Source organism: Ruegeria sp. CG8 (assembly GCF_056537165.1).
In genome coordinates, this window is record NZ_JBQFRA010000001.1 from 475,284 (window position 1) to 488,713 (window position 13,430).

General features: G+C 63.8%; 14 protein-coding genes. 13 read left to right on the forward strand and 1 reads right to left on the reverse strand.

Features of this window, described 5'->3' with window-relative positions; translation table 11 throughout:
• Positions 1–33: 33 nt before the first annotated feature.
• From mraY to ACR0EF_RS02360, 3 genes are all read left to right on the forward strand, one after another.
• Complete coding sequence (mraY, locus tag ACR0EF_RS02350) at positions 34–1,116, forward strand: phospho-N-acetylmuramoyl-pentapeptide-transferase (RefSeq protein WP_170340891.1); 1,083 nt, start codon at positions 34–36, stop codon at positions 1,114–1,116.
• Between the two features lie 150 nt (positions 1,117–1,266).
• On the forward strand, positions 1,267–2,661 hold the full coding sequence (gene murD / locus ACR0EF_RS02355) for a UDP-N-acetylmuramoyl-L-alanine--D-glutamate ligase (protein ID WP_170371544.1): 1,395 nt from the start codon (positions 1,267–1,269) through the stop codon (positions 2,659–2,661).
• Positions 2,662–2,771: 110 nt separating this feature from the next.
• Entirely contained in the window at positions 2,772–3,146 is a 375-nt protein-coding gene (locus ACR0EF_RS02360) for a glycine zipper family protein (RefSeq protein ID WP_093964839.1), read from the forward strand.
• On the opposite strand, the gene ACR0EF_RS02365 is transcribed toward ACR0EF_RS02360, so the two are convergent.
• Positions 3,143–4,324 carry a BaiN/RdsA family NAD(P)/FAD-dependent oxidoreductase gene (locus ACR0EF_RS02365; protein ID WP_170371542.1) on the reverse strand — a complete coding sequence of 394 codons (1,182 nt, stop codon included), beginning with the start codon at positions 4,322–4,324 and terminating at the stop codon, positions 3,143–3,145. The two genes, ACR0EF_RS02360 and ACR0EF_RS02365, sit on opposite strands and share 4 nt — an antisense overlap.
• A 129-nt stretch (positions 4,325–4,453) precedes the next feature.
• Between ACR0EF_RS02365 and ftsW the strand changes: the two genes are divergently transcribed.
• The 10 genes from ftsW to ACR0EF_RS02415 all read left to right on the forward strand — a co-directional run bounded on the left by ftsW (position 4,454) and on the right by ACR0EF_RS02415 (position 13,430).
• Entirely contained in the window at positions 4,454–5,617 is a 1,164-nt protein-coding gene (ftsW, locus tag ACR0EF_RS02370) for a putative lipid II flippase FtsW (protein WP_170357284.1), read from the forward strand.
• Entirely contained in the window at positions 5,617–6,714 is a 1,098-nt protein-coding gene (locus ACR0EF_RS02375) for a UDP-N-acetylglucosamine--N-acetylmuramyl-(pentapeptide) pyrophosphoryl-undecaprenol N-acetylglucosamine transferase (protein WP_170369405.1), read from the forward strand. Before ftsW ends, ACR0EF_RS02375 begins: the two co-directional genes overlap by 1 nt.
• On the forward strand, positions 6,711–8,120 hold the full coding sequence (murC, locus tag ACR0EF_RS02380) for a UDP-N-acetylmuramate--L-alanine ligase (protein ID WP_170371540.1): 1,410 nt from the start codon (positions 6,711–6,713) through the stop codon (positions 8,118–8,120). The genes ACR0EF_RS02375 and murC overlap by 4 nt, the downstream gene beginning before the upstream one ends.
• 75 nt (positions 8,121–8,195) lie before the next feature.
• Positions 8,196–8,444 (forward strand): DUF2484 family protein, encoded by a 249-nt coding sequence (locus ACR0EF_RS02385; RefSeq protein WP_170371538.1) that lies wholly within the window; start codon positions 8,196–8,198, stop codon positions 8,442–8,444.
• A complete protein-coding gene (locus tag ACR0EF_RS02390; RefSeq protein ID WP_170371537.1) occupies positions 8,441–8,683 on the forward strand; it encodes a DUF2484 family protein in 243 nt (80 codons plus the stop codon). The genes ACR0EF_RS02385 and ACR0EF_RS02390 overlap by 4 nt, the downstream gene beginning before the upstream one ends.
• Positions 8,684–8,738: 55 nt before the next feature.
• Entirely contained in the window at positions 8,739–9,665 is a 927-nt protein-coding gene (gene murB, locus ACR0EF_RS02395; protein ID WP_170371535.1) for a UDP-N-acetylmuramate dehydrogenase, read from the forward strand.
• A 104-nt stretch (positions 9,666–9,769) separates the two neighbouring features.
• Positions 9,770–10,690 carry a D-alanine--D-alanine ligase gene (locus ACR0EF_RS02400; RefSeq protein WP_170371534.1) on the forward strand — a complete coding sequence of 307 codons (921 nt, stop codon included), beginning with the start codon at positions 9,770–9,772 and terminating at the stop codon, positions 10,688–10,690.
• A complete protein-coding gene (locus tag ACR0EF_RS02405) occupies positions 10,678–11,685 on the forward strand; it encodes a cell division protein FtsQ/DivIB (protein ID WP_170365776.1) in 1,008 nt (335 codons plus the stop codon). Before ACR0EF_RS02400 ends, ACR0EF_RS02405 begins: the two co-directional genes overlap by 13 nt.
• 7 nt (positions 11,686–11,692) lie before the next feature.
• Complete coding sequence (gene ftsA / locus ACR0EF_RS02410; RefSeq protein WP_170340912.1) at positions 11,693–13,027, forward strand: cell division protein FtsA; 1,335 nt, start codon at positions 11,693–11,695, stop codon at positions 13,025–13,027.
• Positions 13,014–13,430 (forward strand): hypothetical protein, encoded by a 417-nt coding sequence (locus ACR0EF_RS02415; protein ID WP_170340914.1) that lies wholly within the window; start codon positions 13,014–13,016, stop codon positions 13,428–13,430. The genes ftsA and ACR0EF_RS02415 overlap by 14 nt, the downstream gene beginning before the upstream one ends.

The following is a 13,430-nucleotide window of genomic DNA, read 5'->3' on the forward strand; positions in this document are numbered from 1 at the left end:
CACCCATGACCGCGGTGTGAGAAAGGTTTTGTAATGCTCTATTGGTTGACCAGCCTGTCGGACGGAGGGGATTTCTTCAACCTCTTCCGCTACATCACGTTCCGCGCAGGCGGCGCCTTTCTGACGGCTCTGATCTTTGGCTTCCTGTTCGGCAAGCCGTTGATCAACGTGCTGCGCCGGAAACAAGGCAAGGGTCAGCCAATTCGGGATGACGGCCCCGAGGGGCACTTTTCCAAGGCCGGCACGCCCACGATGGGGGGCCTGCTGATTGTCGGTGCTCTGGTGACGTCCACGCTGATTTGGGCGCGGTGGGACAATCCCTATGTCTGGATGGTTCTGTTCGTCACGCTGGCCTACGCAGCCATCGGATTTGCGGACGACTATGCCAAGGTGTCGAAGCAGAATACCAAGGGCGTTTCAGGCAAAATGCGCCTGGCTTTGGGCATCATTATTGCCGCGCTGGCCGCGCTGTGGGCGACGCTGCACCACCCCGAAATGCTCCAAAACCAGCTGGCCGTGCCGATCTTCAAGGACACGCTGATCAATCTGGGTATCTTCTACATCCCGTTCTCGATTGTGGTGATCGTGGGGGCGGCGAATGCCGTGAACCTGACCGACGGGCTGGACGGGCTGGCCATCATGCCCGCGATGATCGCGGCCTCGACTTTGGGCGTGATCGCCTATGCGGTGGGTCGCGTCGACTTTACCGAATATCTGGACGTGCACTATGTGCCCGGCACGGGTGAGATCCTTATCTTCACCGCCGCGCTGTTCGGCGGTGGGCTTGGGTTCCTGTGGTACAACGCTCCGCCCGCGGCGGTGTTCATGGGGGATACCGGCTCGCTAGCCCTCGGCGGCGCACTGGGCGCCATCGCCGTTGCCACCAAGCACGAGCTGGTTCTGGCCATCGTCGGCGGCCTGTTCGTGGTCGAGGCGCTGAGCGTGATCATCCAGGTGCTGTATTTCAAACGCACAGGGCGGCGGGTCTTCCTGATGGCGCCAATCCATCACCACTATGAGAAGAAGGGCTGGGCCGAGCCAACCATCGTGATCCGGTTCTGGATCATCTCGCTGATCCTGGCGATGATCGGTCTGGCCACGCTGAAGGTACGGTAGGGCTCCCGCCGGGCGCGGTGGGCCTGCGGCCCGCCTGTACCCGTTGGGCCCGGCTCGCGCCGAGGGCGCGAGCCTGACGCCGCCCTTGCCAAGGGTCAATTCTTCGGTACAGGGTAGCGGCGCATTGGCAGATGGAAGAAGGTGCGCGGCATGATCCCGGTCAAAGGGTTTTCAGGACATAAGGTTGCGGTTCTGGGGCTGGGGCGGTCGGGCCTGGCCACGGCGCGCGCATTGCGGGCGGGCGGAGCCGAGCCGGTGTGCTGGGATGACAACCCCGCCGCGCGCGAAAAGGCCGAGGCCGAGGGGTTCATGTGTCAGGACCTGCGGCGGGAAGGCGCCTTTGACGCGATTGCCACGTTGATCGTATCGCCCGGCATTCCCCATCTTTATCCCGAACCCAACCCGGTTGTTGCCGCCGCACTGCAGGCTGGCGTCCCGGTCGACAATGACATTGGTCTGTTCTTTCGCTCGTTGGGCGGTGCCGAATGGGACAAGTTCGATGTGCCGCCGCGTGTGGTCGCCGTCACCGGCTCGAACGGGAAATCTACCACGGCGGCGCTGATCCACCACATCCTGACCCAATCGGGGCGCGAGGCGCAGTTGGCAGGCAATATCGGGCGCGGCGTGCTGGATATCGAGCCCGGCGGCGACGGATCGGTGGTGGTGCTGGAGCTTTCCAGCTATCAGACCGAGCTGGCGCGTGCGCTGACGCCCGACGTGGCGGTGTTCACCAATCTTTCACCCGACCATCTGGACCGGCACGGGGGCATGGGCGGCTATTTCGCCGCCAAGCGCCGCCTGTTCTCTGAAGGCGGTCCTGACCGTGCCGTGATCGGCGTGGACGAGATCGAAGGCGCGTTTCTCGCTGGGCAACTGGCCGAAGGGCCGGGCGACGACCGGGTGATCCGCGTCTCGGTGGCGCGCAAATTGGCCGGCCCGGGCTGGCAGGTCTTTGCCCGCAAGGGGTTCCTGTCGGAATATCGAAAGGGGCGGCAGGCCGCTTCGATCGACCTGCGCGGCATCAAGGGCTTGCCCGGAACGCACAACCACCAGAACGCGTGTTCGGCCTATGCCGCCTGTCGCGCACTGGGCCTTGCGCCCAAAATGATTGAGGACGCGCTGCACAGCTATCCAGGCTTGCCGCACCGCAGCCAGATCATCGCTGAGGCAAACGGTGTGACATTTGTGAATGACTCCAAGGCCACCAATGTGGACAGCGCGGCCAAGGCGCTGGGCGCGTTCAAAAAGATCCGCTGGATCTGCGGCGGGCTTGAGAAAGAGGGAGGTATCGCCGCGCTGAACGACGCGATCGACGAGGTTCTGTGCGCCTACGTGATCGGGCGCGAGGCGGCAGGCTTCGCCATGCAGTTGTCGGTTGAGGCCCGCGTTTGCACCACCATGGCCGAGGCAGTCGAACAGGCCATGCGCGACGCCGCGCCGGGTGAAACCGTGCTGCTGGCGCCCGCGGCGGCCAGTTTCGACCAATACGACAATTTCGAACAGCGCGGCGATGATTTCGTGGCGCAGGTGCAAAAGCTGCTTTGAACTGTGCATTTGCAATGAACCGCCGGTTGGGCCAAATTGAAGTGCTATCAGCTTGACGCACCAGAATTAATGATTTTGTTACCCTAGGAATTCAACACGAGGTTAAGACCATGCTGAACCGCAAGCTTTCAATGATCCTGCCGGCCATTCTGGTGGCAGGGGCCTGCACGAACACAGGCGCGAACTACCAACCCATTGTGGATGGACCCGTTAGCCCGAACTACAACGCAGACCTGGCGCAGTGTCAGGCCGTGGCGCGGCAGCAGGGCACGATCGACAGCAATACCGCTGGGGCGGCGGCCATTGGCGCGGCGGGTGCCGCGGGCACCAAAGCCATCATCGACGACAGCGCAAGCGATCTGGGCCGTGCGGCCGTAGCTGGCGCACTGGTGGGGGCAGGCGCCAGCGCTCTGCAAAACACCCAGAAGCAGGAAGTCATCGTCCGCAACTGCATGCGCGGCCGCGGGTACAACGTCGTAGGCTAAAGGCGACCGGCGATCGCAATTCCGGCGGCGTGGCCCGAGGACCACGCCCACTGGAAATTGTATCCGCCCAGCCATCCGGTGACATCCACCGCTTCACCAATCGCATAGAGGCCGGGGACATCCCTGGCCTCCATCGTTTTGGAAGACAGGCTGTCCGTATCGATGCCGCCCAAGGTGACCTCGGCGGTGCGGTACCCTTCGGTGCCCGAGGGGGTCAGTGCCCAGTCGCTCAGCGCATCGGTCAGTGCCTGCAGCGCCGCATCCGACTGATCGGCCAGGTTGCTACGCATCGGGATCTGGGCGCTCAGATACTCGACCAGCCGGGCGGGCAGGTGGTGCGCGAGTTCGGTTGTCAGGGCCTTGCGGCCTGCGCTTTGCCGCCGTTCGCGCAGAAGGTCGAAAAGGGGCAGCTCGGGGATCAGGTTGACCCGGATCGCCTCGCCCTCGCGCCAGTATGAGGACAGTTGCAGCACCGCCGGCCCACTCAGGCCGCGATGGGTGAACAGCAGCGCCTCGTCGAAACTCGTGCGATCGTTCGACAGTCGCGCGGGGACGGACACACCGGACAAGTCTTTGAACCGCCCATCGGGGAAGGTGAACGGCACCAAAGCGGCGCGGGTCTCGGTGACGTGCAATCCGAACTGCGCGGCGATGTCATAGGCCAGCCCGGTCGCCCCCATCTTGGGGATGGATTTTCCGCCGGTGGCCAAAACCACGTTGGCACAGCTCAGGTCATATCGCGCACCCTCGCGCTCGACCACCAGTTCAAAGCCGGCTTCGGTCTTGCGCAGATCGCGCAGCGACGTGTGCAACCACAGCTCTGCGCCGGCGCGGTCCATCTCGGCCAGCAGCATGGCGATGATCTGCTTCGACGAGCCGTCGCAGAACAGCTGCCCCAGCGTCTTTTCATGCCATGCGATGCCGTGACGGCCCACAAGGTCGATGAAATCCCATTGCGTGTACCGCGCCAGGGCCGATTTGCAGAAATGCGGGTTCTGCGACAGGAAGTTCTGTGGTCCGGCGTAGAGGTTTGTGAAGTTGCACCGCCCCCCGCCCGAGATGCGGATCTTTTCCCCCGGCGCCTTGGCGTGATCGATCAGCAGCACACGCCCGCCGCAATGGGCGGCGCACATCATGCCGGCGGCTCCGGCGCCCAGTATGATCGTGTCAAATCGCATCTCTCGCCCTTGGCGCGGATTGACGCCAATGACAAGAGGAAGAGGCTGGCCTGAGGGGCATTTTCCCTGTAGACTCTCGAACAGATCCCGAAAACGGGACGGTAACGAGGCAGATAGTGGCGGTATCTCATGACTGAGATGGTGTATGGCGCGGTCCAGGACCAGCGCGGTGAACCGATCCTTCCGAAATGGTGGCGGACGATTGACCGCTGGACGATGTCCTGCGTGCTGATCCTTTTTGCGATCGGGCTTCTGTTGGGGCTGGCCTCGTCGCCGCCGTTGGCGCAGCGCAACGGGTTCGATCCGTTTCACTATGTCGAGCGTCAGGCCCTTTTCGGTGTGTTGGCGCTGATCGCGATGATGCTGACCTCGATGATGTCACCCACCTTGGTGCGTCGGTTGGCGGTGCTGGGCTTTCTGGCCTCATTTGTTGCGCTGGCCTTTCTGCCGGTCTTCGGAACCGATTTCGGCAAGGGTGCGGTGCGCTGGTATTCGCTGGGCTTCGCCTCGCTGCAACCGTCCGAGTTTCTGAAGCCGGGCTTCATTGTCGTGGCCGCCTGGCTGCTGGCCGCAGCGCAGGAAATCAATGGCCCGCCGGGGCGGTTGTGGTCGTTTGCGCTGTGTATGTCGATCGTTGGCATGTTGGTGATGCAGCCTGATTTCGGTCAGGCCTGTCTGATCCTGTTCGGCTGGGGCGTGATGTATTTCGTGGCGGGTGCACCGATGTTCCTGCTGCTGGGAATGGCCGGAGCGGTCGTCTTGGGTGGCATGTTCGCCTACGCCAATTCTGAACACTTCGCCCGGCGCATCGATGGTTTCCTGAATCAAGAGGTCGATCCGACGACCCAGTTGGGCTATGCCACCAACGCAATCCGCGAGGGCGGGTTGTTTGGCGTTGGGGTTGGTGAGGGCCAGGTGAAATGGTCGCTGCCCGATGCACATACCGATTTCATCATCGCCGTCGCGGCCGAAGAATACGGCCTGATCCTGGTGCTGATCATCATCGCGCTTTATTCAATCATCGTGGTACGGTCCCTGCTGCGCCTGATGCGCGAGCGTGACATGTTCACCCGGTTGGCAGGCACGGGGCTGGCTTGCATGTTCGGTGTGCAGGCGATGATCAACATGGGCGTCGCGGTGCGCCTGCTGCCGGCCAAGGGCATGACGCTGCCTTTCGTCAGCTACGGCGGCTCGTCGTTGATTGCGGGTGGTATTGCGTTGGGGATGCTTCTGGCGTTCACGCGGTCGCGGCCCCAGGGCGAGCTGGGCGACATTCTGCGCGGACGAGGCTGATGACGAACCCCTATTTGCTGATTGCGGCTGGTGGAACCGGGGGCCACATGTTCCCCGCCCAGGCGCTGGCCGAGGCCATGCTGAACAAGGGTTGGCGCGTGCGCCTGTCCACCGACGCGCGCGGCGCGCGTTATACGGGCGGCTTCCCGCATTCCACCGAGATCGTCGAGGTCTCCTCGGCCACCTTCGCACGCGGCGGGCTGGCGGCCAAGGCGCTGGCTGGTCCCCGGATCGCAGTCGGGGTTGCCGGGATGACGGCCCAGTTGCTGCGCGACAAGCCGGACGTGGTGGTGGGGTTCGGCGGCTATCCGTCGATCCCGGCACTGAGCGCGGCAGTGATGCTGCGTCTGCCCCGCATGATTCACGAACAGAACGGCGTTCTGGGGCGTGTGAACCAGCTGTTCGCCACCCGTGTGGCGCATGTGGCCTGCGGCGTCTGGCCCACCGACCTGCCCGAAGGCGCTCACGGCATCCACACCGGCAACCCGGTCCGTGCTGCCGTTCTGGAACGCGCCGCCGCGCCTTACATCCCGCCCGGAGATTACCCGATGTCGGTGCTCGTGATGGGCGGCAGCCAAGGCGCCCGCATCCTCAGCGACGTGGTGCCCGGCGCCATCGCTGCACTGCCTGAGAGCCTGCGCCAGTATATCCGTGTTTCGCACCAGGCGCGCGAAGAGGACGCCGAGCGGGTCACCGCCTTCTACGCCGACCACGGGATTCTGGCCGAGGTCCAACCGTTTTTCCACGACGTCCCCCGCCGCATGTCCGAGGCGCAATTGGTGATCAGCCGTTCGGGCGCCTCCAGCGTGGCCGACATTTCGGTGATCGGGCGGCCCTCGATCCTGATCCCCTTCGCCGCAGCCGCAGGCGATCACCAGACCGCCAATGCGCGCGGGCTGGTGCAGGCGGGCGGGGCGATCATGATCCCCGAAAAGGCTCTTGACGCTCCCGCCCTGACCGAGCAAATCGCACTGGTTCTGACCAACCCCGAAGCCGCACAGAAAATGGCCCATGCTGCCCTGTCGGTCGGGGCGCCCGACGCGACCGAGCGTCTGGTGGCCCTTGTCGAACAGCTGGCGCAGAAGGAGACCCCATGAATCCAGCAACCAAACTGCCGCAGGATGTCGGACCGATCCATTTCGTGGGCATCGGCGGCATCGGGATGTCGGGTATCGCCGAAGTGCTGCTGAACCTTGGGTACCAGGTGCAGGGATCCGATCTGAAGGCCTCGAAGATTACCGACCGTCTGGCGTCGCTAGGGGCCGAGATCTTTGTGGGTCAGCGGGCTGAAAACCTCGACAATGCGGCCGTCGTGGTCGTGTCGACCGCGATCAAGCCGGGCAACCCTGAACTGGACGGCGCCCGCGCATTGGGCCTGCCGGTGGTGCGCCGTGCCGACATGCTGGCCGAGTTGATGCGGCTGAAATCCAACATTGCCATCGCCGGTACCCACGGCAAGACCACCACCACCACCATGATGGCCGAGCTGATGGTGGCGGGCGATTTCGACCCGACCGTCATCAACGGCGGCGTGATCCATGCCTACGGCTCGAACGCGCGGATGGGGCAGGGCGAGTGGATGGTGGTCGAGGCGGACGAGTCCGACGGCTCGTTCAACCGGCTGCCGGCGACCATCGCCATCGTCACCAATATCGACCCCGAGCACATGGAGCATTGGGGTGATTTCGACCGGCTGCGCGCGGGCTTTCATGATTTCGTCTCGAACATCCCGTTCTACGGTCTGGCGGTGTGCTGCACCGACCATGCCGAGGTTCAGGCGTTGGTGGGCCGCATCACCGACCGCCGCGTGCGCACCTATGGGTTCAATGCCCAGGCTGACGTGCGCGCAGTGAACCTGACCTACAAGGGCGGCATTGCGCATTTCGACATCCACCTGCAATACGAGGACACCGTGATTGAGGGTTGCACCCTCCCGATGCCGGGCGACCACAACGTCTCGAACGCGTTGTCGGCGGTCGCCGTGGCACGTCATCTGGGCATGAAGACCGCTGAAATCCGCGACGCGCTGGCCAATTTCGGCGGCGTCAACCGCCGCTTTACCAAGGTGGGCGAGGTGAACGGCGTCACCATCATCGACGACTACGGCCACCACCCGGTGGAAATCGCGGCGGTGCTCAAGGCCGCGCGCCAGGCGACCGAAGGCCGCGTGATCGCCGTTCACCAGCCGCACCGCTATTCGCGCCTGTCCAACCTGTTCGACGATTTCTGCGCCTGTTTCAACGATGCCGATGTCGTGGCCATTGCCGAGGTCTTCTCTGCCGGAGAGGACCCGATCGAAGGCGCCAGCCGCGATGATCTGGTGCAGGGCCTGATCCGTCACGGCCACCGCCACGCACGCGCGCTGCTGGACGAAGGCGACCTGGAGCGTCTGGTCCGCGAACAGGCCCGGCCTGGCGACATGGTCGTCTGCTTGGGCGCTGGCACCATCAGTGCCTGGGCCAATGCGCTGCCTGACCGGCTGAAGGTAAAACAAGCCGTTTGACGTTAGCAGGCATTTGGGTGCACAACTTGCGGATGTGTAGCTGCCCTGGTGCGTGACTCATTTGCGGAGAGAACCATGGATTATTCCGTCATCTTTGCCGCCCTTTGGGTGATCTGCGCCACTGTCGTGGCGCTGTTGCCGATGCGCCTGCAATTCCCGCCGGGCATCGTGCTGCTGATCTGCGCGCCGGTTCTGATCGCCTGGCTGGGCATGGCGCATGGCTGGCTGATCGGAGCGCTGGCCTTTGCCGGGTTCGTATCGATGTTCCGCAACCCCATCCGGTATTACTGGCGCAAATGGTCCGGCCGCGAGGTGGGGCAATGAGCTGGTCGATCGCACTTGCCGCCCTGTGGGGCATCGCCGCCAATGTGCTGGCCATGATCCCCAGCAAGGACAACCATTGGACCCGCGCCTATGCGCTGATCGCCGTGGGCATTCCGATCCTGGGTTATGTCACCTATGAAAACGGCCCGTGGGTCGGCCTGTTCGTTCTGGCCGCCGGCATGTCAGTGCTGCGATGGCCGGTGATCTACCTTGGGCGGTGGCTGCGGCGGCGGATTTGACCCTGCGGCTTGGAACGGGCTTGCCACGCCCCGCCGAATCCGCGATCTAGCCTCAATGACCACTTTGCCAACGCCTCAAGGCCGCCTGACGGCGAACCGACCACTGAACGACCTCACATGGCTGCGAGTCGGCGGCCCGGCGGATTATCTGTTTCAGCCGGCTGACCTTGAGGATTTACAGGCCTTTCTGCGCGACCTTCCGGCCGAGGTGCCGGTGTTTCCCATGGGCGTCGGCTCGAACCTGATCGTGCGCGACGGGGGCTTGCGGGCCGTTGTGATCCGGCTGGGGCGCGGCTTCAACGGCATCGCGGTCGACGGCACCACCGTCACCGCGGGGGCAGCCGCGCTGGATGCGCATGTGGCGCGCAAGGCGGCGGATGCGGGGGTGGACCTCACCTTTCTGCGGACGATTCCGGGTTCCATCGGTGGGGCCGTGCGGATGAACGCCGGCTGCTATGGCAGCTACACGGCGGATGTTCTGAAATCGGCTACGATCGTCACCCGGCAGGGCGAGTTGGTCGAGCTGACGCCGGCCGACCTGAACTTCCGCTATCGCCAGTCCGACCTGCCCGAGGGTTCGGTGCTGGTGTCGGCCACGTTCCAGGGCCCGGCGGGTGACCCGACCGACCTGCACGCCCGGATGGAGGCGCAGCTGAAAAAGCGAGACGAGACCCAGCCCACCAAGGACCGCAGCGCCGGGTCGACCTTCCGCAATCCGGCCGGGTTTTCCTCGACCGGGCGGGCAGACGATGTGCACGACCTGAAGGCCTGGAAGGTGATCGACGACGCCGGAATGCGCGGCGCCCGGCGCGGGGGCGCACAGATGAGCCACAAGCATTCGAATTTCCTGATCAACACTGGAAACGCCACCGCCGCCGACCTCGAAGGGCTGGGTGAAGAGGTGCGAAAAAAGGTTTACGAAACAAGCGGGATCACGCTAGAGTGGGAAATCATGCGGGTCGGTGATCCGCTGACAGATTGAAGCCCCGACCGTCAGACCAAAACAGGCAAATTCAGGCGACGGATCAAAGGCATAACGAAATACGGACCACCAGATAAGGTCCGGGGACATTGAGGCGCACGAACGTGGGTAGGTCGAGCAGGACAAACCCCAAAGTGGCGGTATTGATGGGTGGCCCCTCGGCGGAGCGCGAGGTGTCTCTCAGCAGCGGGCGCGAATGCGCAGCCGCCCTTGTGGGAGAAGGGATCGAGGTCGTCGAACTGGACGCCGGTCCCGACCTTTGTGCGCGTTTGCAGGACATCAAGCCCGACGTGGTCTTCAACGCGTTGCATGGCCGCTGGGGCGAGGATGGTTGCGTGCAGGGTCTGCTGGAGTGGCTGCGGATGCCCTACACGCATTCCGGCGTGTTGGCCTCGGCGCTGGCCATGGACAAGCAACGCAGCAAAGAGGTTTTTCGCGCGGCCGGCCTGCCTGTAGCCGAAAGCGTGATCGTTCCGAAATCGGACGTGATGGCGGGGCACGTCATGCCCGCGCCATATGTGGTCAAGCCCAACAACGAAGGTTCGAGCGTCGGGATCTATCTGGTGTTCGAAGGCTCGAACGGCCCGCCGCAGCTGTCGGAGGACATGCCCGAACAGGTCATGGTCGAGCAATACGTCGCCGGGCGCGAGTTGACGGTGACCGTGATGGGCGACCGCGCCCTGACCGTGACCGAGATCCTGACCGACGGCTGGTATGACTACGACGCCAAATACAAGCCCGGCGGATCACGCCACGTGCTGCCCGCCGATATCCCGCCGCGGATCTTCGATCTGTGCATGGATTACGCCCTGCGTGCCCATCAAGTTTTGGGCTGCCGGGGCGTCAGCCGTACCGATTACCGCTGGGACGAGGCCCGGGGCGAAAAGGGCCTGTTCCTGCTGGAGACCAACACCCAGCCGGGTATGACCCCCACCTCGCTGGTGCCTGAACAAGCCGCGCATCTGGGCATGACCTTCGGTCAGCTCTGCGCCTGGATGGTCGAGGACGCCTCATGCGACCGCTGACTGCCACTCGTGCGCCGGTGATCCACCGCACCAAGCCTCTGTCCGGCCCTGATGCCGAGTTTCAGTCTGCGGACGCCGACGCCGTCCGTGCTGAGCCCAAATTGCGGTTGCGCGGTGGTCGGTTCTTCCGCCGTGGCAAGGGCCGTGCGGACCCGGCACCGTCGCGGTTTAGTTATCGGTTCCAGCGATGGATGCTGACGCCGGGAATCCGGCTGGGGGTCAAGATCGGAGTGCCGCTCTGCGCGGTCGTGGCCACGGTTGGGCTCTACTTCGCGGCCGAAGAGCGGCGAGAAGCGGTTCGGGCGCAGGTGGACAACTTGATCACGTCGTTCCAGGAGCGTCCTGAATTCATGGTCAAGCTCATGGCGATCGACGGGGCGGGGGCCGGCCTTGCTGACGACATCCGCGAAGTCGTGCCTTTGGACTTCCCGCTCAGCTCCTGGGATCTGGATGTCGAGCAGATCCGGGACACGATCACCGGCTTGGACCCGGTCAAATCGGCAACCGTGCGGATCCGTCCGGGCGGCATTCTGCAGGTCGATGTTGTCGAACGTCAGCCCGTGATCGTCTGGCGCACCCGTGAAGGCATCCAGCTGTTGGACGAAACGGGCACCCACGTGGCCGAGATCGCGGCTCGGACCGAGCGCTCCGATCTTCCGCTGATTGCCGGTCAGGGTGCAGATCAGCATGTGGCCGAGGCACTGGAGCTTCTGGCCACTGCGCGCAGCCTGGGCAGCCGGGTGCGCGGTCTGGTCCGCGTCGGCGAGCGGCGCTGGGACCTGGTTCTGGACCGAGGCCAACGGGTCATGCTGCCGACGGAACGTCCGGTGCGCGCGCTCGAGCGTGTTCTGGCGGTGAACGAGGTGCAGGACCTTTTGGAACGGGATGTTGCCGTGGTCGATATGCGCATAGGGGCGCGGCCGACCATTCGGATGACAGAAGCCGCCAGCGCAGACTGGTGGAATACAAAAGTGACTATGGGTAACGGGCAGTAATACGATGATGACGGATCTCTATCAGTCTCAACGCGCAATGCGCCAGATGCGCAGACAGGCCATGCAACGCGGTGTCGTTGCGATCCTGGATGTCGGAAGTTCCAAGATCGCCTGTCTTGTGCTGCGGTTTGATGGGTCGGCGCGGCTCAGCGAGGACAACTCGATCGGGTCCATGGCCGGGCAGACCGGGTTCCGGGTGATCGGTGCGGCGACGACCCGATCGCGCGGGGTGCGCTTTGGTGAGATCACGGCCATGCAGGAAACCGAGCGCGCCATCCGCACCGCGCTGCAGGCCGCTCAGAAGATGGCCGATATCCGGGTAGACCATGTGATCGCCTGTTTCTCGGGGGCAAACCCTCGGTCTTATGGGCTGGATGCGCAGGTGGATCTGGACGGTCAGTTGGTGACCGAGGCCGAGATCGGTCGTGTCCTGAACGCCTGCGATGTCCCAGACTATGGGGCAGGGCGTGAGGTGCTGCATGCACAACCTGTGAACTTCGCTCTGGACAACCGATCTGGCTTGATCGACCCGCGGGGGCAGATGGGTCAGACGCTTGCGGTCGACATGCACATGTTGACGGTCGATGCGGTGGCGATTCAGAACATCGTTCGTTGCGTCAAGCGGTGCGACCTGGAATTGGCCGGCATCGCGAACTCGGCCTATGTGTCGGGGATTTCTGCGCTGGTTGAAGACGAGCAGGAACTTGGAGCGGCCTGTATCGACATGGGCGGTGGGTCCACCGGCGTTTCGCTCTTCATCAAAAAGCACATGATCTATGCCGACAGTGTCCGCATGGGCGGGGATCACGTCACCAGTGACATTTCGATGGGGCTTGGTGTGTCCGCCTCGGTTGCCGAGCGGATCAAGACCTTCAATGGCGGGGTTCACGCCACCGGAGCCGATGACCGCGACATGATCGACATTGGCGGCGACACCGGGGATTGGGAACACGACCGGCGTACCGTCAGCCGTGCCGAGCTGATCGGCATCATGCGTCCGCGCGTCGAGGAAATCCTCGAGGAAGTCCGTGTTCGGCTGGACGCTGCAGGGTTCGAACATATGCCAAGCCAACAGATCGTGCTGACCGGTGGAGCCAGTCAGATCCCAGGTCTGGATGGGCTGGCCAGCCGCATATTGGGTCAGCGTGTGCGTCTGGGTCGACCGCTGCGTGTGCATGGGTTGCCGCAATCTGCGACAGGCCCAGGGTTCTCCTCGGCGGTCGGTCTTGCGCTGTTTGCGGCGCATCCGCAGGACGAATGGTGGGACTTTGAAATCCCGGTTGATACCTACGCAGCACGGCCATTCAAGCGTGCCGTGCGTTGGTTCCGTGACAACTGGTAGGTTCCTGCTCCGGGCTGCGGTGTTTTGCGCAGCCTGGGTTCCGGCTGCGGCTGTCGCGCAGAGCCGTATCTCGCCCGAAGCATTCCTGGAAGCGGTGGTCGGAAAAACCGTCACGTTCCACGAATTGACCAGCGGTATGCTTGTGGGCACCGAGGAGTTCCTCAGCCCAACCCGCTCGGTCTGGCGGCGAGAGGGCGAAGGCTGTGTCTATGGCCAGATCACGACGCCGGACGGCAAGCTGTGCTTCCTCTATGACACCGAGCCCGGCCCGGTATGCTGGTGGCCATTCGAGCATGATGGGCGGTTGCTGGTCAGGATCGCGCGGCTGGGGGATGGCGAAATCCAGGAAGTCAGCGGATTTTCGGACGACGGCCTGGATTGTCCTTCCGTTCCCATCAGCTGA

Coding starts and splice junctions, on each gene's coding strand:
- murB (WP_170371535.1), top strand. CDS start 8,739: ATGACCACTTTGCCAACGCCTCAAGGCCGCCTGACGGCGAACCGACCA.
- ACR0EF_RS02375 (WP_170369405.1), top strand. CDS start 5,617: ATGACGAACCCCTATTTGCTGATTGCGGCTGGTGGAACCGGGGGCCAC.
- ACR0EF_RS02405 (WP_170365776.1), top strand. CDS start 10,678: ATGCGACCGCTGACTGCCACTCGTGCGCCGGTGATCCACCGCACCAAG.
- ACR0EF_RS02385 (WP_170371538.1), top strand. CDS start 8,196: ATGGATTATTCCGTCATCTTTGCCGCCCTTTGGGTGATCTGCGCCACT.
- ACR0EF_RS02365 (WP_170371542.1), bottom strand. CDS start 4,324: ATGCGATTTGACACGATCATACTGGGCGCCGGAGCCGCCGGCATGATG.
- murC (WP_170371540.1), top strand. CDS start 6,711: ATGAATCCAGCAACCAAACTGCCGCAGGATGTCGGACCGATCCATTTC.
- ftsW (WP_170357284.1), top strand. CDS start 4,454: ATGACTGAGATGGTGTATGGCGCGGTCCAGGACCAGCGCGGTGAACCG.
- ACR0EF_RS02390 (WP_170371537.1), top strand. CDS start 8,441: ATGAGCTGGTCGATCGCACTTGCCGCCCTGTGGGGCATCGCCGCCAAT.
- mraY (WP_170340891.1), top strand. CDS start 34: ATGCTCTATTGGTTGACCAGCCTGTCGGACGGAGGGGATTTCTTCAAC.
- ACR0EF_RS02360 (WP_093964839.1), top strand. CDS start 2,772: ATGCTGAACCGCAAGCTTTCAATGATCCTGCCGGCCATTCTGGTGGCA.
- murD (WP_170371544.1), top strand. CDS start 1,267: ATGATCCCGGTCAAAGGGTTTTCAGGACATAAGGTTGCGGTTCTGGGG.
- ftsA (WP_170340912.1), top strand. CDS start 11,693: ATGACGGATCTCTATCAGTCTCAACGCGCAATGCGCCAGATGCGCAGA.